Annotated in this window: 20 protein-coding genes and 1 tRNA gene; 7 read left to right on the top strand and 14 right to left on the bottom strand. The window is 67.8% G+C overall.

Annotation, left to right across the window (positions count from 1 at the left end; genetic code table 11):
* Positions 1–164 precede the first annotated feature (164 nt).
* The 12 genes from BM214_RS09010 to BM214_RS08955 form a co-directional block, all read right to left on the bottom strand.
* Entirely contained in the window at positions 165–2,906 is a 2,742-nt protein-coding gene (locus tag BM214_RS09010) for a cation-transporting P-type ATPase (protein ID WP_280521892.1), read from the bottom strand.
* 213 nt (positions 2,907–3,119) lie between these two features.
* Positions 3,120–3,196: transfer RNA gene (locus BM214_RS09005), tRNA-Pro, on the bottom strand.
* 67 nt (positions 3,197–3,263) lie between these two features.
* On the bottom strand, positions 3,264–3,626 hold the full coding sequence (locus tag BM214_RS09000; protein ID WP_090485937.1) for a MerR family transcriptional regulator: 363 nt from the start codon (positions 3,624–3,626) through the stop codon (positions 3,264–3,266).
* Positions 3,601–3,906, bottom strand: coding sequence for an integration host factor subunit alpha (ihfA, locus tag BM214_RS08995; protein ID WP_090485934.1), 306 nt, complete (start codon positions 3,904–3,906; stop codon positions 3,601–3,603). The genes BM214_RS09000 and ihfA overlap by 26 nt, the downstream gene beginning before the upstream one ends.
* Positions 3,907–3,909: 3 nt before the next feature.
* Positions 3,910–6,288 carry a phenylalanine--tRNA ligase subunit beta gene (pheT, locus tag BM214_RS08990; protein ID WP_090485931.1) on the bottom strand — a complete coding sequence of 793 codons (2,379 nt, stop codon included), beginning with the start codon at positions 6,286–6,288 and terminating at the stop codon, positions 3,910–3,912.
* Between the two features lie 63 nt (positions 6,289–6,351).
* Positions 6,352–7,371 (bottom strand): phenylalanine--tRNA ligase subunit alpha, encoded by a 1,020-nt coding sequence (gene pheS, locus BM214_RS08985; protein ID WP_090485928.1) that lies wholly within the window; start codon positions 7,369–7,371, stop codon positions 6,352–6,354.
* A 164-nt stretch (positions 7,372–7,535) separates the two neighbouring features.
* A complete protein-coding gene (gene rplT, locus BM214_RS08980) occupies positions 7,536–7,889 on the bottom strand; it encodes a 50S ribosomal protein L20 (RefSeq protein ID WP_090485925.1) in 354 nt (117 codons plus the stop codon).
* A gap of 27 nt (positions 7,890–7,916) precedes the next feature.
* On the bottom strand, positions 7,917–8,114 hold the full coding sequence (gene rpmI, locus BM214_RS08975; protein ID WP_090485922.1) for a 50S ribosomal protein L35: 198 nt from the start codon (positions 8,112–8,114) through the stop codon (positions 7,917–7,919).
* A 123-nt stretch (positions 8,115–8,237) separates the two neighbouring features.
* Positions 8,238–8,756, bottom strand: a complete 519-nt coding sequence (gene infC, locus BM214_RS08970; RefSeq protein ID WP_090485919.1) for a translation initiation factor IF-3 — start codon at positions 8,754–8,756, stop codon at positions 8,238–8,240.
* A gap of 3 nt (positions 8,757–8,759) precedes the next feature.
* On the bottom strand, positions 8,760–10,691 hold the full coding sequence (gene thrS, locus BM214_RS08965) for a threonine--tRNA ligase (RefSeq protein ID WP_090485916.1): 1,932 nt from the start codon (positions 10,689–10,691) through the stop codon (positions 8,760–8,762).
* A 190-nt stretch (positions 10,692–10,881) separates the two neighbouring features.
* On the bottom strand, positions 10,882–11,313 hold the full coding sequence (locus BM214_RS12515) for a DUF1289 domain-containing protein (protein WP_177217636.1): 432 nt from the start codon (positions 11,311–11,313) through the stop codon (positions 10,882–10,884).
* Entirely contained in the window at positions 11,310–12,500 is a 1,191-nt protein-coding gene (locus BM214_RS08955) for an acetoin utilization protein AcuC (RefSeq protein ID WP_090485913.1), read from the bottom strand. The genes BM214_RS12515 and BM214_RS08955 overlap by 4 nt, the downstream gene beginning before the upstream one ends.
* Before the next feature lie 102 nt (positions 12,501–12,602).
* Between BM214_RS08955 and BM214_RS08950 the strand changes: the two genes are divergently transcribed.
* Both BM214_RS08950 and BM214_RS08945 read left to right on the top strand, forming a co-directional pair.
* Complete coding sequence (locus BM214_RS08950; protein WP_090485910.1) at positions 12,603–13,295, top strand: TVP38/TMEM64 family protein; 693 nt, start codon at positions 12,603–12,605, stop codon at positions 13,293–13,295.
* Between the two features lie 66 nt (positions 13,296–13,361).
* Complete coding sequence (locus BM214_RS08945; RefSeq protein WP_090485907.1) at positions 13,362–14,858, top strand: protein adenylyltransferase SelO; 1,497 nt, start codon at positions 13,362–13,364, stop codon at positions 14,856–14,858.
* Between the two features lie 46 nt (positions 14,859–14,904).
* Here the strand turns inward: BM214_RS08945 and BM214_RS08940 are convergent, their stop codons facing one another.
* On the bottom strand, positions 14,905–15,342 hold the full coding sequence (locus BM214_RS08940) for a cobalamin biosynthesis protein (protein WP_218149046.1): 438 nt from the start codon (positions 15,340–15,342) through the stop codon (positions 14,905–14,907).
* A gap of 229 nt (positions 15,343–15,571) precedes the next feature.
* Here BM214_RS08940 and BM214_RS08935 point away from each other — a divergent pair, with 229 nt between their 5' ends.
* Positions 15,572–16,432 carry a glycine betaine ABC transporter substrate-binding protein gene (locus BM214_RS08935; protein ID WP_177217635.1) on the top strand — a complete coding sequence of 287 codons (861 nt, stop codon included), beginning with the start codon at positions 15,572–15,574 and terminating at the stop codon, positions 16,430–16,432.
* Positions 16,433–16,541: 109 nt separating this feature from the next.
* Here the strand turns inward: BM214_RS08935 and BM214_RS08930 are convergent, their stop codons facing one another.
* Positions 16,542–16,919, bottom strand: a complete 378-nt coding sequence (locus BM214_RS08930) for a DUF4870 family protein (protein WP_244887914.1) — start codon at positions 16,917–16,919, stop codon at positions 16,542–16,544.
* Positions 16,920–17,067: 148 nt separating this feature from the next.
* On the opposite strand from BM214_RS08930, the gene BM214_RS08925 reads away from it, so the two are divergent.
* The 4 genes from BM214_RS08925 (at position 17,068) to BM214_RS08910 (ending at position 22,155) form a co-directional block, all read left to right on the top strand.
* Positions 17,068–17,889: a UDP-2,3-diacylglucosamine diphosphatase gene (locus BM214_RS08925; RefSeq protein ID WP_090485900.1), complete on the top strand. Its 822-nt coding sequence runs from the start codon at positions 17,068–17,070 to the stop codon at positions 17,887–17,889.
* A 463-nt stretch (positions 17,890–18,352) separates the two neighbouring features.
* Complete coding sequence (locus BM214_RS08920) at positions 18,353–19,378, top strand: porin (protein ID WP_090485951.1); 1,026 nt, start codon at positions 18,353–18,355, stop codon at positions 19,376–19,378.
* A 105-nt stretch (positions 19,379–19,483) separates the two neighbouring features.
* Positions 19,484–20,266: a sulfotransferase family protein gene (locus BM214_RS08915; protein WP_090485897.1), complete on the top strand. Its 783-nt coding sequence runs from the start codon at positions 19,484–19,486 to the stop codon at positions 20,264–20,266.
* A gap of 92 nt (positions 20,267–20,358) precedes the next feature.
* Positions 20,359–22,155 (top strand): alkaline phosphatase, encoded by a 1,797-nt coding sequence (locus tag BM214_RS08910; RefSeq protein WP_177217634.1) that lies wholly within the window; start codon positions 20,359–20,361, stop codon positions 22,153–22,155.
* Positions 22,156–23,088 lie beyond the last annotated feature (933 nt).

The following is a 23,088-nucleotide window of genomic DNA, read 5'->3' as shown; positions in this document are numbered from 1 at the left end:
TGTGCATGCCGAGCTGGGGCTCGGCGTTCCCAGGGGGCGGGCTGCTCCCTGGCGTCTCCATGGGGGCCGCTGGGAGCGCCAAGCACCAGCTTGGCTCTGTGCATGCCGAGCTGGGGCTCGGCGTTCCCGGGGGGTCGACTCGCAAGCCCCCCCCTGCGCGGACCTCAGGCCAGGCCGCCCCGATCCTGCCAGCGGCGGCGCAGCAGGGCCTTCTCCGCCTCCACCACCAGGAAAAGCACCAGACCGAAGACCAGGATGCGGGCCCACTCGCCGAGGCCGATGGCGGCCGTGTTGAACAGGAACTGGAAGGGTCCGGTGTAGGTGAACAGCAGCTGCAGCACCACCAGCACGCCGATGGCCAGCAGCACGGGGCGGCTGCCCAGCAGGCCCCTCAGGTTGAGCACCGACTCCAGGATGTAGCGGCTGTTGAAGAGATAGAAGATCTGCCCCACCACGAAGGTGTTGATGGCCACCGTGCGGGCCACCTCCTGGGCCGCGCCCTGCGTCTGCAGCATCCAGTAGTAATGCCCGAAGGCACCGATGAGCAGCAGGGCGGAGACGAAGATCACGCGCCAGATCAGGAATGCCGTCAGCAGCGGCGTACCCGGATCCCGTGGCCGGCGGGACATGAGGCCCGGCTCAGGCGGTTCGAAGGCCAGGGCCAGGGCCAGGGTGACGGCGGTCACCATGTTCACCCAGAGCACCTGCACCGGCTCCAGGGGCAGGCTCAGGCCCAGGAGGATGGCGGCGACGATGGTCAACCCCTGCCCGCCGTTGGTGGGCAGGATGAAGAGGATGGCCTTCTTGAGATTGTCGTAGACCGTCCTGCCCTCCTCCACCGCGTGGGCGATGGAGGCGAAGTTGTCGTCCGCCAGGACCATCTCCGAAGCCTCCTTGGCCGCCTCGGTGCCCTTGATGCCCATGGCCACGCCCACATCCGCCCGCTTCAGGGCGGGGGCGTCGTTGACCCCGTCGCCGGTCATGGCCACGACGTGATCCTCCGCCTGCAGGGCCCGCACCAGGCGCAGCTTGTGTTCCGGGGTGGTGCGGGCGAACACCCGCACCTGACGCGCCCGCTCCTGCAGCCGGGCGTCATCCATCTCCTCGATCTCCCGGCCGGTCAGGACCTCCCCGGCCTCGCCCACGATTCCCAATTGCTCCCCGATGGCCCGGGCCGTGAGGGCGTGGTCGCCGGTGATCATGCGCACCTGGATGCCTGCGCGGTGACAATCGGCCACGGCCCGGATGGCCTCCTCCCGGGCCGGGTCGATGAGGGCCAGCATGCCCAGCAGGACCATCTCTCCTTCCATGTCATCAAAGGACAGGGCTTCGTGGTGGGCCGGTACGGTCCGCACCGCCACGGCCAACAGGCGCTGCCCCCGGGCGGCCACCGCCTCCATCTCCTGTTCCCACCAGGCCCGGTCCACGGGCACGTCACCCTGCACGGTCCGCTGATGGGTGCAGGCCGCCAGGATGCGCTCCGGGGCCCCCTTCATGAAGATGAAGCCGTGCCCCCCATGGTTGTGATGCAGGGTGCCCATGAACTTGTAGGAGGACTCGAAGGGGATGACATCGGTACGGGGCATGCGGCCATGCAACTCCTCCAGGTCCAGGCCGGCCTTGAGTCCGGCGGTGATCAGGGCCCCCTCGGTGGGATCCCCCTCCAGGCGCCAGTGGCCGTCCCGGTGATGCACCTGGGCCTCGTTGCACAACACGGCGGAGCGCAGCAGTTCCGGCAGGGCCCCCGGCTCCTTCAGGGGATCCACCTCCCGATCCTCCAGCTCAAAGCTGCCCTCGGGGGCATAACCCACCCCCGAGACCCGGTAATGCCGGTCCCCGGTGATCACCTCCTGCACCGTCATCTCGTTGCGGGTCAGGGTCCCGGTCTTGTCGGAGCAGATGACGGTGACGGCCCCCAGGGTCTCCACCGCGGGCAGGCGCCGGATGATGGCGTTGCGCCGGGCCATGCGCTGCACCCCCAGGGCCAGGGTGATGGTCATGATGGCTGGCAGCCCCTCGGGGATGGCGGCCACCGCCAGGCTCACCGCCGCCAGGAACATTTCCATCCCGGCGTAGCCCCGCACCCACAGGCCGAAGACAAAGGTGATGGCGGCGATGGCCACGATGCCCGCGCTGAGCCAGCGGCTGAACTGGGCCATCTGGCGCAACAGGGGCGTGGTGGTGGTGGCCACCTGGGACAGCAGGGTGCTGACCCGACCGATCTCGGTGCGGTCCCCGGTGGCGGTGACCAGGCCCAGGCCATGGCCATAGGACACCAGGGTGCCGGAGAAGGCCAGGGAGGTGCGATCCCCCAGTTCGGCATCCCGGGCCACGGGGGCCGTCCCCTTCTCCACCGCCACCGACTCCCCGGTGAGCACCGCCTCGTCGATGCGCAGGTTATGGGCCTGCAGCAGACGCAGGTCGGCGGGCACCCGGTCCCCTGCCTGCAGCACCACCACGTCGCCGGGGACCAGTTCCTGGGCGTCCACCGTCTGGCGCCGCCCTTCCCGCAGCACCATGGCCTTGGGGGAGAGCATGTCACGGATGGCGTCCAGGGCCTTTTCCGCCTTGCCTTCCTGCAGATAGCCGATGAGGGCGTTGATGAGGACCACGCCGAGGATGACGCCGGTATCCACCCAATGCTGCAAGAAGGCGGTGCCCACCGCCGCGGCGATGAGCACGTAGATGAGGACGTTGTGAAACTGCAGCAGGAAGCGTTTCAGGCCGCTCTGCCGAGCCGGCGGCCGCAGCCGGTTGGGGCCATGGATCTCCCGCCGCCGCCGCGCCTCCCCTTCGCTCAGCCCCGTGCGTCCGGCCTCCAGGGCCTCCAGGGCCGATTCCATGTCCAGGGCGTGCCAGGCCGTGTCGGCTCCCGAATGGGAGGCCCCTTCCACCTGCTGATGCATCGGACTCTCCTGTGGTCCCGGAGGGATGGTTCATGACTGAACGGCATCATACTGGGGGGGAGAGCACGGGATAAAGGGAATGGGAGCGGCGGTACGGGACCAGCCCATCCGATCCCCGAACGCAAAAGACCCGCATGAAGCGGGCCTTGAACGGATCGGCAAGCGGCTCGATTCAGGTTTGACCTGAGGCCGCTTTGCGGGCGTTGGGATATTTGGTCGGGGCGAGAGGATTTGAACCTCCGACCACCTGCACCCCATGCAGGTGCGCTACCAGGCTGCGCTACGCCCCGAAAGAGAAGCGCATTATAGGGCATCGGTGCGGGCTTGTGAAGGGGTATGGGCCGGACCCACAGGCCTTCAGGGTTTCTGCCGCAGGATCTGCAAGACCTCCTCCAGCTCCGTGCGCATCTGCCGGATGATCTGCTGACTCTGGTTGAGGTCCTCCCGGGCCGCCTGTCCGGAGAGCTTCTGGCGGGCACCGCCGATGGTGTAACCCTGTTCGTAAAGAAGGCTGCGGATCTGGCGGATCAGGAGGACATCGTGGCGCTGGTAGTAACGACGGTTGCCGCGGCGCTTCACCGGTTTGAGGGAAGGGAATTCCTGTTCCCAGTAGCGCAGCACATGGGGCTTGACGCCGCAGAGCTCGCTCACCTCGCCGATGGTGAAGTAGCGTTTGCCGGGGATGGCCGGCAGTTCACTGTTGTGGACCGCTTCCGGCATAGGCCTCCACCCTCGCCTTGAGTTTCTGCCCCGGGCGGAAGGTCACCACGCGCCGCGCCGAGATGGGGATCTCCTCGCCGGTCTTGGGGTTGCGGCCCGGGCGCTGGTTCTTGTCCCGGAGGGTGAAGTTACCGAAACCGGAGAGCTTCACCTGTTCGCCGGCCTCCAAGGCGGAACGCACCTCCTCGAAGAAGAGTTCCACCAGTTCCTTGGCCTCGCGCTTGTTCAAGCCCACTTCCTCGAACAGCCGTTCCGCCATGTCCGCCTTCGTCAGTGCCATCGATCACGCCCTGAGGGTCGCCCCCACCTCTTGCTGCAGTCTCTCGACGATATCCTGGATCATGCGATCCACGGCCTCGTCGGTTAGAGTGCTGGATAAATCCTGTAAAATCAAGCCCAAAGCGAGACTTTTGCATCCTTCAGGGACACCTTTTCCGGCGTAGACGTCGAACAGCTTCACCTCCTGCAGCACGGGCAGTTCCAGCCCGTGGATTACCTCCAGCACCCGGGCTGCGGGGATCGAGTCCTCCACCACCAGGGCCAGGTCCCGGCGGATGGCCGGGTAGCGGCTCTGCTCGCGGAAGCGGGGGATGCGGCCCCGGGTGACGGCCTCCAGGCGGAGTTCGAACAGGTACACCGGGGTTTCGATGTCCAGTGCGGAGGCGATCTCCGGGTTCAGGGCCCCGGCACGGCCCACGGCTTCACCGTCCAACAGCAGCTGCGCCCCCTGACCGGGGTGCAGGGCCGGGTCCTCAAAGGCCTGCCAGCGCACCCGGGACTCCAGACCCGCCCGGGCGAGCACCGCCTCCACGTCCCCCTTCATGTCGAAGAAGTCCACCCCACGGGTCTCCTGTGCCCACTGGTCCGGGCACAGGGGTCCGCAGAGGATGCCGGCGAGCATCTTTTCCTGTTTGAGATCATCCCCTTGGGGAATAAACCTAAGGCCCGTTTCAAAGAGCCGTACCCGTTCCTGCTGACGGTTGAGGTTGTGGCGGGCGGCCTTGAGCAGGCCGGACCACAGGGTGGTGCGCATCACCGCCATCTCCGAGGACAGGGGGTTGGCCAGACGCAGTGGCTCCACCCCGGGGGCGAGGCGGTCCTCCAGTTCCCCGTCCACGAAGCTGAAGGTCACCGCCTCCAGATAGCCCAGGTCCGTGAGCACCTGGCGCAGGCGGGGCAGATCCACCCGCGCCTCGTCCAGCCAGTCGATCCGCGGCACCATCGCCGGGACCTGGGCGGGCAGCCGCTCGTAGCCGTGGATACGCGCGATCTCCTCGATCAGGTCGGCCTCGATGGCCAGATCGAAACGATATCCCGGCGCAGTCACCTGCCAGGCCTCCTGCGAAGCGTCCACAACGCAGCCCAGGCGTTCCAGGATCCCCCGCATCTCCGCCTCCGGGATATCCACCCCCAGCAGGCGCCCCACCTGGGCGGAACGGAATGGAATGCCGGAACGGACCGGCAGATGCTCGGGGGTCTCGGCCACCTGGGCCGGCCCTGGTGTGCCCCCGGCGATCTCGCAGAGCAGCCCCGTGGCCCGTTCCAGGGCACGGGCCGGCAGGTCCGGGTCCACGCCCCGCTCGAAGCGGTGGGAGGAGTCGGTGTGCAGGCCGTGGTAGCGGGCCCGGCCGGCGATGGCGGTGGGGCTGAAATGGGCCGACTCCAGCAGCAGGTCCCGGGTGTCGTCCCCCACCCCGCTGTCGCGGCCCCCCATGATCCCGGCCAGGGCCAGGCACTTCTCCTGATCTGCGATCACCAGATCCTCGCCATCCAGGGTGAGGCTTTGCCCATCCAGCAGGGTGAGACGCTCTCCGGGACGCGCCCGGCGCACCACGATCCCGCCGCTCAAGGCGGACAGATCGAAGGCGTGCATGGGCTGGCCCAACTCCAGCATGACGTAGTTGGTCACATCCACCAGGGGGCCCAGGCTGCGTACCCCGGCGCGGCGCAGCCGCTCCCGCATCCACAGCGGCGTCTGCGCCTGCGGGTCCACGCCGCGGATCACGCGGCGGGCATAGCGGGGGCAATCCGCCGGGGCCTCCAGGTTCACGGGAACGCCTTCCTGGGAGGCCGCTGGCACGGGCACCGGGTCCACGGGGGTCAGGGGCCGCCCGGTGAGGGCGGCCACCTCCCGGGCCACCCCGGCCATGCTCAGGCAGTCCGCCCGGTTGGGGGTGAGATCCACCTCCAGGACCTGATCCTCCAGATCCAGCAGCCCCCGCAGATCCGCCCCCACCGGGGCGTCCTCGGGCAGTTCCATCAATCCCTCATGATCCTCCGAAAGACCCAGCTCCCGGGCGGAGCAGAGCATGCCGTGGGAGGGTACGCCCCGCAGCTTCACCTTCTTGAGCTTGAAGTCGTTGGGCAGCACCGCCCCCACCGGGGCAAAGGGGGCCCGCATCCCCTCGCGCACATTGGGGGCGCCACAGACCACGGACACCGGCTCGCCGCTGCCGTCGTCCACCAGGCAGACCCGCAGCTTGTCGGCATCGGGATGCGGGCGCACCGAGAGGACGCGGCCCACCACCACGCCGCTGAAGCTGCCCCCCACGGGCTCGATGGCATCCAGTTCCAGGCCGGCCATGGTCAGGCGGTGTCCCAGGGCCTCCACGGACAGGCCGTGATCCACCCACTGGCCGAGCCAGTGATTGCTGATTCTCATGTATGACTCCCGTTATGCGAACGTGTGCCCGGCGGAGGATCCCCGGGGCCGCGCGGTCCCCCGTCAGGCGAACTGGCGCAGGAAGCGGATGTCGTTGTCGAAGAACAGGCGCAGGTCGTTGACCCCATAGCGCAGCATGGCCATGCGCTCCACGCCCAGACCGAAGGCGAAGCCGGTGTAGCGGTCGGCGTCGATCCCCACCTGCACCAGGACATTGGGATGGACCATGCCGCAGCCCATCACCTCCAGCCAGCCCGTGTGCTTGCACACCCGGCAGCCCTGCCCGCCGCAGTGCACGCATTGGATATCCACCTCCGCCGAGGGCTCGGTGAAGGGGAAATAGGAGGGACGGAACCGGGTCTGCAGGTCCTCCTGCTGGAAGAAGGCCTTGAGGAAATGGTCCAGGATGCCGCGCAGGTGGGCGAAGGTGACGCCCTCCTCCACCCAGAGCCCCTCCACCTGATGGAACATGGGGCTGTGGGTCAGGTCCGAATCGCAGCGGTAGACCCGGCCGGGGGCGATGATACGCAGCGGCGGGGCCTGGTCCTCCATCACCCGCACCTGAACCGGCGAGGTATGGGTGCGCAGCAGGGTCCGGGCATCGAAGTAGAAGGTGTCGTGCATCGCCCGGGCCGGGTGATGCGCGGGGATGTTGAGGGCCTCGAAGTTGTGGTAATCGTCCTCCACCTCGGGCCCCTCCGCCACCTGGAAGCCGAACTGGCCCAGCAGCCGCTGCACCCGCTCCACCGTGCGCGTCACCGGATGCAGACCGCCGGGTTCCTGGCGGCGCCCCGGCAGGGTCACATCCAGGCGTTCCTGGACCAGGCGCGCCTCCCGCTCCTCGGCCTCCAGCACCTCACGGCGCTGCTCCAGGGCCCGGAGGATCAGCTGCTTGGCCTCGTTGATGGTCTTTCCGGCCTGCTTGCGCTGTTCCACCGGCAGGCCCCCCAGGCCCTTGAGCTGTTCGGTGATGACGCCCTTCTTGCCGAGGAAATGGACGCGCAGATCCTCCAGTTTGCGCAGGTCCTGCGCCGCCCGGATGGCGTGGAGCGCCGCTTCGGTCACTTTGGAAAGGGATTCCACTGGCTGCTTCCGTCTTTGGCGTTGAAATAAAAAAAGGGGAAAGGCCCGGCCTTTCCCCTTTCGACGTGCTCACCCTTGCGGGGCGCGGACGGATGCCTCGAACCGGTGACCGTCTCGATCGGGTCCGCGCCTCCGGGGGACGGCGATGGCGCCGTCCGGGCGGTTCAGAGGGCTGCCTTGGCCTTCTCCGCGATGCGGCCGAACGCGGCGATGTCGTGCACCGCCAGGTCCGCCAGCACCTTGCGGTCGATCTCGACACCGGCCTTGTTCAGGCCGTCGATGAGGCGGCTGTAGGAGAGATCGAACTGGCGGGCCGCGGCGTTGATACGCGTGATCCACAGGGCGCGGAACTGGCGCTTACGCTGGCGGCGGTCGCGATAGGCGTACTGGCCGGCCTTGGTGACCGCCTGGGTGGCGACGCGATAGACGTTCCTGCGGGCACCGTAATAACCCTTCGCCTTCTTCAGCACCTTCTTGTGCTTGGCGTGGGCGGTGACACCTCTTTTGACTCGGGGCATGGTCGTGACTCCTGGTGGACGATGAGATCAGGCGTTGGGCAGCATCTGCCGCACGGCGGCCACATCCGAGGCGTGGATGTGGGAGGCCTTGCGCAGCTGGCGCTTACGCTTGGTGCTCTTCTTCGTCAGGATATGACGACGGTGGGACTGGGTGCGCTTGAACGCCCCCGAGCCGGTCTTCCTGAAGCGCTTGGCCGCGCCCCGGTTGGTCTTCATCTTCGGCATCTTCGGACTCCTGATGAGGCCGCCGTCACGGCGGTCCTGTTGCTAGGGACGTGCAGGTGTACCGGGACCCGCACATCCGGCTGGATTCGCCCTCGGACCCGGGAGGACCGGGCCGGGGCTTTGTTATTTCTTCTTGGGGCCCATCACCATGATCATCTGGCGGCCTTCCATCTTCGGCCGCTGTTCCACGGTGGCCAGTTCCTGGAGATCCCCCTCGATGCGGTCCAGCAACTTGGCGCCCAGTTCCTGGTGGGCCATCTCGCGGCCCCGGAAGCGGATGGTGACCTTGCATTTGTCGCCGTGCTCCAGGAACCGGGTGAGGTTCCTGAGTTTCACGGCGTAGTCGCCTTCATCCGTACCCGGTCGGAACTTGACTTCCTTGATCTGAACCTGTTTTTGGTTTTTCTTGGCAGCCTGCGTCTTCTTGCTCTGCTCGAACTTGAACTTGCCGTAATCCATCACCCGGCAGACCGGCGGGTCTGCGGTGGGGACGATCTCCACCAGGTCCAGTTCGGATTCTTCGGCAATGCGCAGGGCCTCCCGCGTGGGCATGACCCCCATGTTCTCGCCGTCCTCGGCGATCAGGCGCACCTGCGGGACGCTGATCTGCTCGTTGAGTCGGTTCTCTTTTCCGGCGCTGATACGTCAGTCCTCCACGTTGATTGGGCCGCGGGCGGCGTTCTCCCGGGTGAGGCGATCCTGCAGCGATTCCAGGTCCATGGAACCCAGATCCTCACCCGAGCGCGTGCGCACGGCAACGGTACGGGTGTCCATCTCCCGGTCTCCCACCACCAGGAGATAGGGCACCCGCTGTAGCGTGTGTTCGCGGATTTTAAAGCCGATCTTCTCGTTTCTCAAGTCGGCATCCGCCCGCAGACCGCGGTCCCGCAGGGCCTGCACCACCTCCCGGGCATAGGCGTCCTGGCGGTCGGTGATGGTGAGCACCTGGGCCTGCACCGGGGCCAGCCACAGGGGGAAGGCGCCGGCATAGTGCTCGATGAGCACGCCGAAGAAGCGCTCCACCGAACCCAACAGGGCGCGGTGGATCATGATGGGCCGGCGGCGCTGGTTGTCCTCGTCCACGTATTCCATGTCGAAGCGCTCCGGCAGGTTGAAATCCAGCTGCACGGTGGAGCACTGCCACTGGCGTCCGATGGCATCGCGGATCTTGATATCGATCTTGGGGCCGTAGAAGGCGCCGCCGCCCGCGTCCACCTCATAGGCCAGCCCCTTCTTCTCCAGGGCCCCCTTGAGGGCGGCGGTGGCGTGCTCCCAGATGTAATCCGAGCCCACGGCCTTGTCCGGGCGGGTGGAGAGATTGACGTCGAAGTCGTTGAAGCCGAAGGCCCGCAGCACGTCCAGGGTCAGATCCAGGATGCGCAGGATCTCCGCCTCGATCTGGTCCTCGCGGCAGAAGATGTGGGCGTCGTCCTGGGTGAAGCCCCGCACCCGCATGAGCCCGTGCAGGGCACCGGACATCTCCCGCCGGTAGACCGTGCCCATCTCCGCCCAGCGCAGGGGCAGGTCCCGGTAGGAGTGCAGCCGGTCCTTGTACACCAGCACGTGGAAGGGGCAGTTCATGGGCTTGAGCTGGAAGCGCTGGTGGTCGTCCTCCATGGGCTCGTACATGGAGTCGGCGTAGAACTCCGCATGGCCCGAGGTCATCCACAGGTCCAGATTGGCGATATGGGGGGTGTAGAGGAATTCATACCCGGCCCGCTCGTGCATGTCGAACCAGAACTGTTCGATGGCGCGGCGGATGCGGGCCCCCTTGGGATGCCAGAACACCAGGCCGCCCCCGGCCTCGTCCTGGATGGAGAAGAGGTCCAGTTCCTGGCCAATGCGCCGGTGGTCCCGGCGTTCTGCCTCCGCCAGGCGGTGCAGGTATTCCTCCAGCTGCTGCTTGTTGGGCCAGGCCGTGCCGTAGATGCGCTGCAGCATCTCGTTGTTGGCATCCCCGCGCCAGTAGGCACCGGCCACCTTGGTGAGCTTGAAGGCCTTGAGCTTGCCGGTGCTGGGCACATGGGGGCCGCGGCACAGATCCACGAAGTCCCCCTGGGCGTACAGGGAGAGCTCCTGGTCCTCGGGGATCTCCTCGATGATGCGGGCCTTGTACTCCTCCCCCTGCCCGCGGAAGAAGGCCACGGCCTCGTCCCGGGGCATGACGCGCCGCTCCAGGGGGAGATCCGCCTTGGCCAGCTCCTTCATCTTGGCCTCGATCTTCTCCAGGTCCTCCGGATGAAAGGGGCGCTCGAAGGCGAAGTCGTAGTAGAAACCGTCGTCGATCACCGGCCCGATGGTCACCTGGGCCGAGGGATACAGGGTCTTCACGGCGTGGGCCAGGAGGTGGGCGGTGGAATGGCGGATCACCTCCAGCCCCTCCGCATCCCGGTCGGTGATGATGGCGACGCGGGCGTCGTGGTCGATGGGGTGGCGGGTATCCACCAAACGGCCGTCCACCTTGCCGGCCACGGCGGCCTTGGCCAGGCCCCGGCCGATGTCGGCGGCCACCTCGGCCACGGTGACGGGATGTTCGAAACGCCGCTGGGTTTCGTCGGGAAGGGTGATGACGGGCATGGGCAATGCTCTCCTGCGCCGGCCTGTACGCGGGGTCGTGCGCGCGTGCGTGGATGTCGGGTTGGATACCGGAAAGCCGGCGTGACCGCCGTGCGCACCCGGTGTACCTGAGAGGTGCAATCAGGTTAAAGGATCGCAGGGTCCTCCACAAGGCGCCCGGACCGGGCGGCGCGGACCACGACCCGTCCCGTCAGCCCTCCTCCCCCAGGGCCCGGCGGGCGATGGCGCGGCAGGCCTCGCCATCGCCGTCCCCGTCGGCGATGGCCTGCAGGGCCTCCACCAGCCGCACCACGCGCTCGCCGTAAGGGATGCCGTCGATGCGCACCGAGCGGGGCAGATGCCGGGTGGCGGGACACAGGACCACCGCCCCGGGGGCCGGCGCCGGACCGGGCACGGGGGCCGCCACCCGACCCTCCTGGGAGGTGTCTTCTTGCGGAGGATCCGCGGGAGCGGGCGCGGGGGCGACGGCGCCGTCGTAGCCCTCGGCCCGCAGCCGGGCCATGATCTCCTCCCGCTCCCGGTCGGTGAAACGGGCCCAGGCGGCGATCTCCATAATGGTGCGGCCACAGCCGATGCAACGCCCGTGCTCGGCCCGGCAGATGTGGATACAGGGGGTCTTCATGGCCCGCAACTATACCCATCCCCGGTGGCGCTGCACCAGCGCGTCCGGCGCAGACCGGGGTGGGTCGTCAGGAGGCGGTCCACCCGCGCCCGTACCTCATCCCGCACCCCGCCGGGTTCGGCCTCGTCCAGGCGGCGTTCCAGTTGCCGCGCCCGCTGCGGCTCCTCCTCGTCCATGAGATCCCAATCCACCGCCTCCAGCAGGGCGCGCCCCGCCGCAGGCAGGATATCCGGCAGCGCCCGCCCGGAGAGCACCCCCCACACCCCGAGCCAGCAACGGGCCAGGGCCAGGGGGTGATAGCCCCCGCCCCCCAGCGCCAGCAGGCGCGGGGCATCCGCCATGACCCGGGCCACCACCGCCAGGAAGGCCCGGTTGGAGACACGAAACTTCCCCAGGGGGTCCGGGGCGAGGATGTCCGTACCCGCCTGCAACACCACCGCATCCGGGCGGGCCCGGTCCAGGACCACGGGCCAGACGCGCTCAAAGGCATGGCGGTATTCGGCATCGTTCACCCCCTGGGGCAGGGGGAGGTTCACCCCCTGGCCCAGGGGCCCCGCATCCCCGATGCCCCCGCCGCGAAAGGGGTAGGCATAGCCGGTGTCCATGTGCAGGGAACAGGTCCACACCCCCGGGTCTCCCCCCAGGGCCGCCTCCACTCCATCCCCGTGATGGGCGTCCATATCCAGGTACAACACCCGCAGCCCCGCCCGGCGCAGGGTGAGGATGGCCAGTACCGGATCATTGAGGAAACAAAACCCATGGGCCGCCCCGGGGGCGGCATGGTGCATGCCTCCCGCGGGATTGAAGGCCACCCGCCCCTCCAGCACGGCCCGGGCCCCCAGGATGCTGCCCCGGGCGGCGGCGGAGGCCTTGCGGAAGAACCCCGGGAAGACCGGGTTCTCCAGGGTGCCGATGCGATGGCGTTCCCGCTCCAGCGCGCTCGCCCGCCCCGCCGCCTGCGCCCGCTCCAGGGCCGCCAGGTAGTCCCGGTCATGGAAGGCCGCCAGTTCCTCCCGGTGCGCCGCCCCGGGCACGAGGTATTCCTCCGCTTTCAGGGCACCGAAGGCCCGGATCAGGTCCACGGTCAGGGAGACCCGGGGGATGGCCAGAGGATGGTTGCGGCCGTAGCGGTCCTGGCCTGCGGGGGCGGCATCCAGGAGCACGGCCCGGGGCGGCTTGGCGGTCATGGGTCTTCCCTGTAGGGTGCGCAGTCATTGGAGATCCTCGCACCAGACTAGGCCGTTCCCCCTCCCCGAGCCAAGCCCACGCCCCCTGCCCCAATACCCCATATGCCGCGCACCCCCTCCACCCTGCGCATCCCCCTGCTGCTCTTCACTCTGGCGGCCCTCGCCTGTGCCTTATGGATACTGGGGGACCGGGCCCTGGAGTGGATCGGCCACCACCAGGAGACCGTACTGCAACTGGCCCGGGAAGAGACGGCCCTGGCCGGCCTGTGCTACGTGGCGGCGGTCACCCTGGGCAAGATCACCCCCTTCCCGGGCGGTTTCCTGCTCATGCTCTCGGGGGGATACCTCTTCGGCGCCCCGCTGGGTGCCCTGCTCTGCGCCCTGGGATCGGGGCTCAGCGCCGTGCTGGTGGCGGGCCTGGGCCGGCGGCTGTTTCCGCAGTGGATCCACCGCCGCTGGGGGCACCGCCTGACCGGGTTCGAAAAGGGCCTGACACAGAACGGATTCCATCTGCTCCTGGCCCTGCGGCTCTTTCCGGTGGTCCCGGCCTGGCTCGCCAACCTCCTGCCGGTGGCCTTCCCCGTCCCCCTGGGGCAGGTCCTGGCGGCCACCACCCTGGGTCTGCTGCCCATGTCCTTCCTGGTGGGGCGCCTGGGTGCGGGGCTGGCGGATCTGACCCAGGCCCGGCATCTGCAACCCGCCGATATCCTGACCCCCGGCCTGCTGCTGCCCTTGGCGGGGCTGGCGGTACTGGCCCTGATCCCGGTCCTGCTGCGCTGGCGCCAAAGGGATTGATCGCCAGGATCCCGCGACCCTGCTAATCTGACTAAAATAGTCAGAAATAGCCCCACGGAGTCCCCCATGGCCGCCCATCCCCAACCCGCTCCCCTTGCGTTCCCGGCCCTGGAACAGATCTATGCCCACCTGCCCCGGGGCTTTCACGCCCCGGTGACCCCGGCCAGGGCCCCGGCGCCACGGCTGCTGGTGCTGAATACGGCCCTGTGCCGGGATCTGGGGATCGATCCCGGGGCGCTGACGGCGCAGGCCTGGGCCGGACTGCTCTCGGGCAATCGCCTGCCCCGGGGGACCGAACCGGTGGCCATGGCCTATGCGGGGCACCAGTTCGGGCAGTTCGTGCCGCAGTTGGGGGATGGCCGCGCCCTCCTGCTGGGGGAGATCTGGGACGCCGATGGAGGGCTACGGGATCTGCATCTGAAGGGGGCTGGTCGCACCCCCTTCTCCCGCACCGGCGACGGCCGTGCGGCCCTGGGGCCGGTACTGCGGGAGTACCTGGTGAGCGAGGCCATGCACGCCCTGGGCATCCCCACCACCCGCGCCCTGGGGGCGGTGGCCACGGGGGAGACCGTGGCGCGGGACACCCCCCAGCCCGGGGCCATCCTGGCCCGGGTGGCCGCCAGCCACATCCGGGTGGGCACCTTCGAATACTTCGCCGCCCGCCAGGACATCCCGGCCCTGCGCCAGCTGGCGGACCTCACCCTGGCGCGCCATCCCCCGCGGGAGGCCACGGAGGACCATCCGTATCGGGCGCTGCTGGCCTCGGCCGTGGAACGCCAGGCCCGCCTGGTGGCGCAATGGATGTGCGTCGGTTTCGTGCACGGGGTGATGAACACCGACAACACCGCCCTCTCCGGGGAGACCCTGGACTACGGCCCCTGCGCCTTCCTGGATGTCTATCGCCCCGGGGCCGTCTTCAGTTCCATCGACCACCACGGCCGCTACGCCTATGGCAACCAGCCGCGCATGGCCGAATGGAACCTGACCCGCCTGGCGGAATGCCTCCTGCCCCTGATGGATCCGGACCCCCAGCGGGCGGTGGATCGGGTCATGCCCATCCTGGAGCGTTTCCCGGAACGCATAGGGGACTACTGGCTGGAAGGGATGCGGCGCAAGCTGGGTCTGGAGGGCGCCGAGGCGGAAGACGCCCCGCTGATCCGGGATCTCCTGGAGCTCATGGAGCGGGAGGAGGCGGACTTCACCCTCACCTTCCGCCATCTGACCACCCTGGCCGGAGACCCGGAGCACCCTGCCGCGCCCCCGGGATGGTCCCGTGGCGAGGCCTTTGCCTCCTGGCGGGACCGCTGGCAACGCCGCCTGGGGCGCGAGCCCGGGGATGCGGCGCGGCCGGCCCGGATCATGGCCCGGGCGAATCCGGTGCGCATCCCCCGCAATCACCGCCTGGAGCAGGCCCTCGAATCCGCCCGGGCGGGGAATCTGGGGCCGTTCATGAACCTGCTGGAGGCGGTCACCCACCCCTTCGAGGACCGCCCGCAATGGGCGGTCTTCGACACCCCCCCGGAACCGGGGGAACGGGTCACCCGCACCTTCTGCGGCACCTGATCGGAAATCCGCCCCGCCCCACCGGGCGGGGCGGTCGCGCACCGGTTCAGCCCGCCCCCATGTCGGGCAGGCGCGCCACCGCCACGACCACCTGCCCCTCCCCGTCGCGGTACACATGGCGCTCCAGGAGCAGGTCCCGGACCGGGGCCCCGGCGGCCAGCAGGGCCGCCGCCGCGGCCACCGAGCCGGTGCCCAGGCGCCGGCGCAGGGCCGCGGAGGGATGGGGCACCGGCACCCGGGCCAGCACCTGGGCCGGATAACACCACAGCGGCCAGGCGTGGCCCCGGCAGAGGTCCTGGATCCCCGCCTCCTCCCCGCGGCGATCGATGGTGGCCACCCCCTGCACCGCCTCCGGCCCCAGCCCCACCCGTGTCAGCCCCTCCCCCAGGGCCCTCTCCAGGGCGGCAACGGGGATACCGGGACGGCAACCCAGCCCCAGGATCACCCCGGGCATCCCCTTGCATCTAGTAAGGTCTTTTTTCATCCGCCTCCGGAACGTGTATGATAGCTGCCGTTACGTCGCATCTTCGCACTGCCGACCGCCCCGGGGTACCGTCCCCATCGGGGGCATCCGCATACCGGGCCCGACACACCCGCCCGCAATGGCGACCCCACTCCCCATGCCCCCGACCGCCTGCGCAGCCCGATTCCGCGCCGCGTGAAAGGCCCGGCAGTGCGCCGGCGTGACATCCAATCCAATCCGGAGGACACCGATGACCTTGAAACCCGATTTCCCCCGCACCATCGCCGCATCCTGCCTCGCCCTGGGCGTGGCAGCCACCGCCTCCACCGCCATGGCCCAGGAAAAGGGCGTGGTGGAGATCCCCTACGTGGAATGGGCCGACGCCATTGCCAGCACCAACGTCATGCGCGTGGTCCTGGAAGAGGCGGGCTATGAGGTGGAGACCACCTCGGTGAGCGCCGCCGCCATGTGGCAGTCCGTCGCCAGCGGCGACCAGGACGCCTTCGTGGCCGCCTGGCTGCCCAGCACCCACGAGGCCTATCTGGCCGAAGTGGAGGATCAGGTGGTGGACCTGGGTCCGAACCTGGAAGGGACCCGCATCGGACTGATGGTGCCGGAATACGTGGAGATCGATTCCATCAGTGAACTCAACGCCCACGCCGAACGTTTCGACGGTGAGATCATCGGCATCGACCCCGGCGCCGGCATCATGAGCACCACCGAGGACGCCGTCGAGGCCTATGACCTGAAACTGGAACTGGTGGAAGGCTCCGACGCCACCATGACCGCCGCCCTGGGCAATGCCATCCGGCAGAACGAATGGATCGTGGTCACCGGCTGGACCCCCCACTGGATGGAAGGCCGCTGGGACCTGAAATACCTGGAAGATCCCAAGGGGGTCTACGGCGGTGAGGAAGGCATCCATACCGTGGTGCGCAAGGGCCTGAAGGAAGACATGCCCGGTGCCTACGCCATCCTGGACAACTTCCACTGGACCACCGACCAGGTGGCCGAACTCATGGTCATGAATCAGGAAGGCGGCGATCCTTACGAGAACGCCAAGCGCTGGGTCGAGGAAAACCGGGACATCGTTGAGTCCTGGATGCAATAAGGGTCATCCAGGGGCCCCTGGCCCCGACCCATGAAGACCCGACCGCTCCCGCCCGGGAGCCGGTCCAGGACCGCCCCCGCATCCGGGGGCGGTCTTCGTTTATCCCCCTTTAGAATCCCCAGCGGGCCGGGCGCTCCACCGGCCGGCGCTCGCTCAGGGCCTTGAGCCCCTTCACCGCGCGCACCAGCAGCCAGACCACCCAGAACAGCAAAACGAGATAGCCGATCAGCACGAAGGTGAGCAGCACACCGGGCAGGAGGAAGGCCAACCCCTTCCAGAAGGTATCGATCTGGAAGCGGTAATGGCTCTGCATCCACTCCGGCGCACCGTCCTTGTAGACGTAGGCCATGACCACCCCCACCACCCCGGTGAGCCAGAAGAACGGCCCCAGGATATAGAGCACGTAGATCACCTTGGGCATCAACAGATCGTCGGAATGGGCCGGGTCTTTGGCGGCTTGGATCGCGGGGTTCCTTTCTTCGGACATTGGACGCTCCTTCTTCGGATCGACGATGGACTGCTAGGGACGACCATGCGTCCCGGGTTCACGAAAATGCCATAGCCCTGTGATGGGGCATTCACGGCCTTGATCCAACATACAGATGCCACCCGATTTCACCACAGGACGATCCGCCATGACAGCCCTGCACTGTCGCAGCATCTTCCTCTCCGACGTCCACCTGGGCACCCGCGAGTCCCGCGCCGATTATCTGCTGGACTTCCTCGAATCCGCCCACTGCGACTCCCTCTACCTGGTGGGGGACATCTTCGACCTGTGGAGCATGCGCCGCAGCGTCCACTGGGACGCGGACCACAGCGCCGTGATCCAGAGCATCCTGGACAAGAGCCAGGCCGGCACCCGGGTGATCTTCATCCCCGGCAACCACGACGAGGCCCTGCGGGCCTTCGTCGGCACGGAATTTCAGGGGGTGCGCATCCAGCGCGAGGCCGAGCACCGCACCGCCGACGGAAGGCGCTTCTTGGTGAGTCATGGCGATGAATTCGACGCCTGCGTCAAGCACAACCGCCTGGTGAAATGGCTCGGCGACAGCGCCTACCAGGTCCTGCTGCGCCTGAACCATCGCTACAACGACTGGCGGCGGTACATGGGCCGTCCCTACTGGTCCCTCTCCGGCCACGTCAAGACCCGGGTGGGCCGCGCCCGGGACTACATCCGCCGCTACGAGAGCGCCGCCGCCCGGCGGGCCCGGGAACACCGCCTGGACGGCTACATCTGCGGCCACATCCACAAGGCGGGCATCGAGGCCCTGGAGGATGTCCTTTACTGCAACACCGGGGACTGGGTGGAACACTGCACGGCTCTGGTGGAGGACTTCGAGGGTACCCTGCGCCTGGTGCACTGGTCCGACCACAGCCGCACCGAGGCCCTGCACCCGGCCCCCGGGGCCGCCGCCCCCGTCCTGCCCGACCCCGGCCGCCTGCCGGCCCTCACCTGACCCTGCGCCGTAGCCCACCCCCTACCCGGGATCCCGCCACCGCCCCCGGACCGAAAAAAAACCCGGCACGGGGCCGGGTCAAGGATCGCCATCTTTCTGCAGAGGTGCAGGGCAGCAAGCCCTCGTGAAGGAGAAAAGGCCGTCCTGGCACACATCCGCTCACCGGTTCCCCGATCCAGGGTTTCCCCATGGATCCATGCGGGCCGCTGACCGTCTCCATCCGGGAGACTGGACGCATCATACGGGGCGAACATGACAACGGGATTTCATTTTTGAAAGGACGTCCTTTCCCTCTCCCAAGCGAAACGCAAGGCGCGCAACCTGCGGAATGTCAAGAATAAAGTTCCCCGATTTCACGAAACCGTCACCGCATTTTCATTCCTGCGTCACAGTCTCCCCCCATAGTACGGACGCGAAATCCAACAGCCGGATCGCATCTGAAATCATGAAGGAGACCCATCCCATGAAGAAACACGCAATCGCTATCGCCGTCGGTTCCCTGTTCGCCCTTCCCGCCGTTGCCCTGGCCGGCGGTCCCACCGTCTACGGCAAGGTCAACGTGACCTATGAAGGCATTGAAGAAACCGACAAGAACGGCATCACCGATGTGGACAACTGGCAGCTGCAGAGCAACGACTCCCGCCTGGGGGTGAAGGGCTCCTTCGACCTGGACGCCCGGGACCTGACCGCCATCTACGGCCTGGAGTTCGGCGTGGACGTGGACGAAGGTGACAGTGGTGGTGAGACCTTCAAGCAGCGCAACATCTACGGCGGCCTGCAGCATGCCACCATGGGTACCTTCAAGGTGGGTAAGTTCGACACCCCCTTCAAGAAGGCCCAGGGGGATGTGGACCAGTTCGGTGACCTGGGGGGCGACATCAAGCACATCGCCGCTGGCGAGAACCGCGAGAGCAACATCCTGCAGTACACCTCCCCCAAGCTGGGCGACGTGGTCACCGTGAACGTGGCCTTCATGCCGGGCGAAGACGATGAAGCCAGCGATCGGGACGGTCCGGCCGACTCCATCTCCTCCTCCCTGGTGTTCGACAACGGCACCTTCTACGGCGCCCTGGCCTACGATTCCGAGATGGGCGACGACACCTTCGATGCCGCCCTCTCCCCCGAGGAAGGCGATGACTACGTCGACGCCTTCCGCGCCGTGGGCATGATGAACATGGGCAACTTCGAGTTCGGTGGCCTGGTGCAGACCGCCGAATCCAGCGAAGACGTGGGTGGCAAGACCTATGAAGACACCACCACCCTGGTGAGCGGCGCCTACGGCGTGGACCGGTGGAAGTTCAAGGCCCAGTACGGCGTCACCGACATGGACCAGCTCGACGACGAACGGAGCCTGATGGCCATCGGGGCCGACTACAAGATGGGCAAGGCCAGCAAGCTCTTCGCCTACTACTCCCAGGTGGAACAGGACGAGACGGAATTCGAGGAGACCCATCTGGGCCTGGGTTTCCAGCACAAGTTCTCCATGTAATGGCGAACGCTGACCGCTTCCACTGAAGCAGTCGGGGCCGGGGCCTTTGTGCCCCGGCCTTTTCGTTTGTACATCCCCCTGACCAACCGAAAGAGGCGGCCCTTCATGCGCGTCATCATCGGCTATTCCATGCGCTCCGGCAGCACCCTGCTGTCCCATATCCTCGGCGGCCATTCCCAGATCCGGGCCTACAGCGACATCAGCTCCTCCTGGGCCCTGCTGCGCAATATGCTGGGACTGCGCCATCGCGGCACGGTCTGCATCAAGCCCCTGGATCTCATCTACCTGCAGCACCGCTTGCGCCCCTGGCAGGGGTTCGACCGGCGCATCTGGCTGGCCCGGGACCCGCGGGACTCCTATCTCTCCACGGTGGAATCCGGCTATGCCTACCTGTTCTGGCGCCCCGGCCGGCGGGAGGCGGACATCGACCTGGGCCTGCTGGCCCGCTGGCGGCGCATCTACCGCACCTACCTGGATCACCCGGAATCCTGGTACCGGGTGCACTACGAGGACCTGGTGCAGGACCCGGATGCGACCCTGTCCGGGCTCCTGGAATTCCTGGGCCTGCCCTTCGAGAAGCTCTATCCCTTCGAGCCCTTTGACCTGATCCACGGCGGCGACTACAAGATCACCCAATCCAACACCGTGCGCCGGGATTCACGGCACCGCTACCTGCAGCAGCTCACCCCGGAACAGATGGCGATCTTCGACCGGGAGCTGGGGGCGGAGATGCAGGCCCTGGGCTACCCCCTGGGGCGGGATCTGCCGGTGCCGGCGGTGAAACGTGAAACCGCCCGCATCGCCACCCCCCATCAACCCCCCGTCAGGGAACCTTCACCGGCCCGTCATCCCGCCGGTCTAGCCTCATCCCACGGCGCCGGCGAATAGCGCGGGCCCTGCACACGCCTTGCAGCCGGTGCCGCAGCCGTGCCCCCCAGGGGGCACGCCCCCAAGCCATGCGAACCGATGCGAGGTGTAGAATGGATCCACGATTCCGCTTCCGGTCCCTGTCCATCACGGCGGTGACCCTCACCTGTACCCTCCTGGTCTCCCCCGCCTGGGCGGAGACGGCCCGCAACGTCATCGTCCTGATCCCCGACGGGCAATCCCAATCCGTGGTCAAGCTGGCCCGGCTCTACCGGGATGAACCCCTGGCGGTGGACGGCATCCTCTCCGGCATGGTGGACACCACCATGGCCAACTCGGTCATCACCGGCTCCGCCGCCGCCGGCACCGCCTTCGCCACCGGCTACAGGACCACCGAACCCCACATCGGCATGGCCCCGCGCCCCTATGACGTGGTGAGCACCTACGAACCGCCGGCCGGGGTGGACTGGGACACCTGGGCCTACCGCCCCCTGGCCACGGTGCTGGAAGGGGCGGCGCTGCAGGACAAGTCCACGGGCCTGGTGGCCACCTCCCGCATCACCCATGCCACACCGGCCACCTTCGCCGCCCATGTGGACGATCGCAGTGACGAGGACACCATCATGAAACACCTGGTCCACCAGGACCTGGACGTGGTCCTGGGGGGCGGCTACCGCCACCTGCTACCCCGGGACGCCGGCGGCACCCGGGAGGACGGCCTGGACCTGGAGGAGGTGCTGCAGGAACGGGGCTACCACGTGGTGGACCATGCCGAAGAGCTGGCGGCGATCCACTCCGGACGGGTCTGGGGTCTGTTCGACCACAGCCATCTCATGGCGGACCTGGACCGCCGTTACCTGCTGGCCCATCCCCTTGATCATGACCCTTCACGGGTGGATCAGGCCCGGGCACAGCCCTCCCTGGCGGACATGACCGCCAAGGCCATCGAACTGTTGTCCCGTAACCCCTCCGGGTTCTTCCTGCTGGTGGAAGGCAGCCAGGTGGACTGGGCGGGGCATGACAACGACGTAGCCTACGCCCTGCACGACTTCCTGGCCTTCGATGACGCCGTGAAAGTGGCCCTGGACTATGCCCGCCGTGATCCCCAGACCCTGGTGATCGTCGTCCCCGACCACAACACCGGCGCCATGAGCATCGGCAACTGGGCCACCAGCGGCAGCTACACCGCCACCACCCCCGAGGCGGTGATCGAACCCGTGCAAGGCATGCAGATGACGGCGGGCCTGCTCCTTGACCTGCTGCCGGATAACCCCTCCGACGCCGAGCTGCAGGATGCCGTGGCGCGCCACTGGGGCATCCCACTGGACGCAAACGATCTGGCGGCCATCCGCGACGAGGAACCCGTGCGCGGCCTGAAACGGGCCCTGATCAAGGTGGTCAACGATCGCCACACCGTCTTCGGCTGGACCACCCACGGACACACTGCCGAGGACGTGCCCCTCTGGAGCTTCGGTCCCGGCGCCCCCCGCGGCCTGATGGACAACACCGGCATCGCCCACAGCGTGGCCCAGGTGCTGCATCTGGAGCTGGATGTGACCGAGCCCCGCGGCCTCAACCAACGGCTGTTCGTGGACGTGCAGGAGGCCTTCCCCCAGGCCCGGATCGATGCCTCGGGGGTGCAGGTGGACGGCTGGACCCTGCCCAACGGCACCGATCTCCTCCTCGGGGAGCCCGGCCGCTGCGAGTTGGAGGGGATCACGGTCCACGTCCCCGCCGCCGATGACGGTGCGGGCCGGACCTACATCCCCGCCCAGGCGGTCCAGATCCTGGAGAACCCCGCCCTGTGGCAGCGCCACTGCCAGGTCCACCGTCCCACGCCGGGGCAGCGCATCCGCGACCGCATCCTGGATCGCCTGCAGGGCGCCCTGCCCGAGCAGGCGGCCCGCTAAGGCGCGGTGGGTCATGCTGGGAGCGCCGGGCCCCAACTCGGCTTAGGAAAAGATGCCGAGCTGGGGCTCGGCGCTCCCAGGGGTTGTACAGCCGCGGCTTCTACCGCACCTGGATGCCCCATTGCCTGGAAGGGCTCGCATGTCATGGATGACTGCCCCAGAGAGTCTACACGCCGGTTGGACACCGGCCATCCGGCCGCCACGGGCATCATGGCCACCAACGGGGCGGGATTTCCCGGTTCCGGGCAAGGCGGGTCATGCTGGGAACGCCGAGCCCCAGCTCGGCTTAGGAAAAGAATGCCGAGCTGGGGCTCGGCGCTCCCAGGGATAGGCACAACTGTGCTTCTCCCCCCGCACCTGGATGCCCCATTACCTGGAAGGGTTCACATTGCATGGATGACTGCCCCAGAGAGTCTACACGCCGGTTAGCCACCGGCCATCCGGCCGCCACGGGCATCATGGCCACCGCCGGGGGATTTCCCGGTTCCGGGCGAGGCAGGTCACGCTGGGAACGCCGAGCCCCAGCTCGGCTTAGGAAAAGAATGCCGAGCCGGGGCTCGGCACTCCCAGGGATAAGCACAACTGTGCTTCTCCCCCGCACCTGGATGCACCATTGCCTGGAAGGGCTCACATTGCATGGATGAATGCCCCCAGAGAGTCTGCACGCCGGTTGGCCACCGGCCATCCGGCCGCCACGGGCATCATGGCCACCGCCGGGGGATTTCCCGGTCCCGCACGAGGCGGGTCATGCTGGGAGTGCCGCGCCCCGGCTCGGCTTAGGAAAAGAATGCCGAGCTGGGGCTCGGCGCTCCCAGGGGTTGTACAGCCGCGGCTTCTACCGCACCTGGATGCCCATTGCCTGGAAGGGCTCACATTGCATGGATGAATGCCCCCAGAGAGTCTGCACGCCGGTTGGCCACCGGCCATCCGGCC

It is taken from the genome of Ectothiorhodospira mobilis (assembly GCF_900114895.1).
Classification (GTDB): Bacteria; Pseudomonadota; Gammaproteobacteria; order Ectothiorhodospirales; family Ectothiorhodospiraceae; genus Ectothiorhodospira; species Ectothiorhodospira mobilis_A.
Note: the sequence above shows the minus strand (reverse complement) of the source record. Positions and strands in the feature narration are given on the sequence as shown.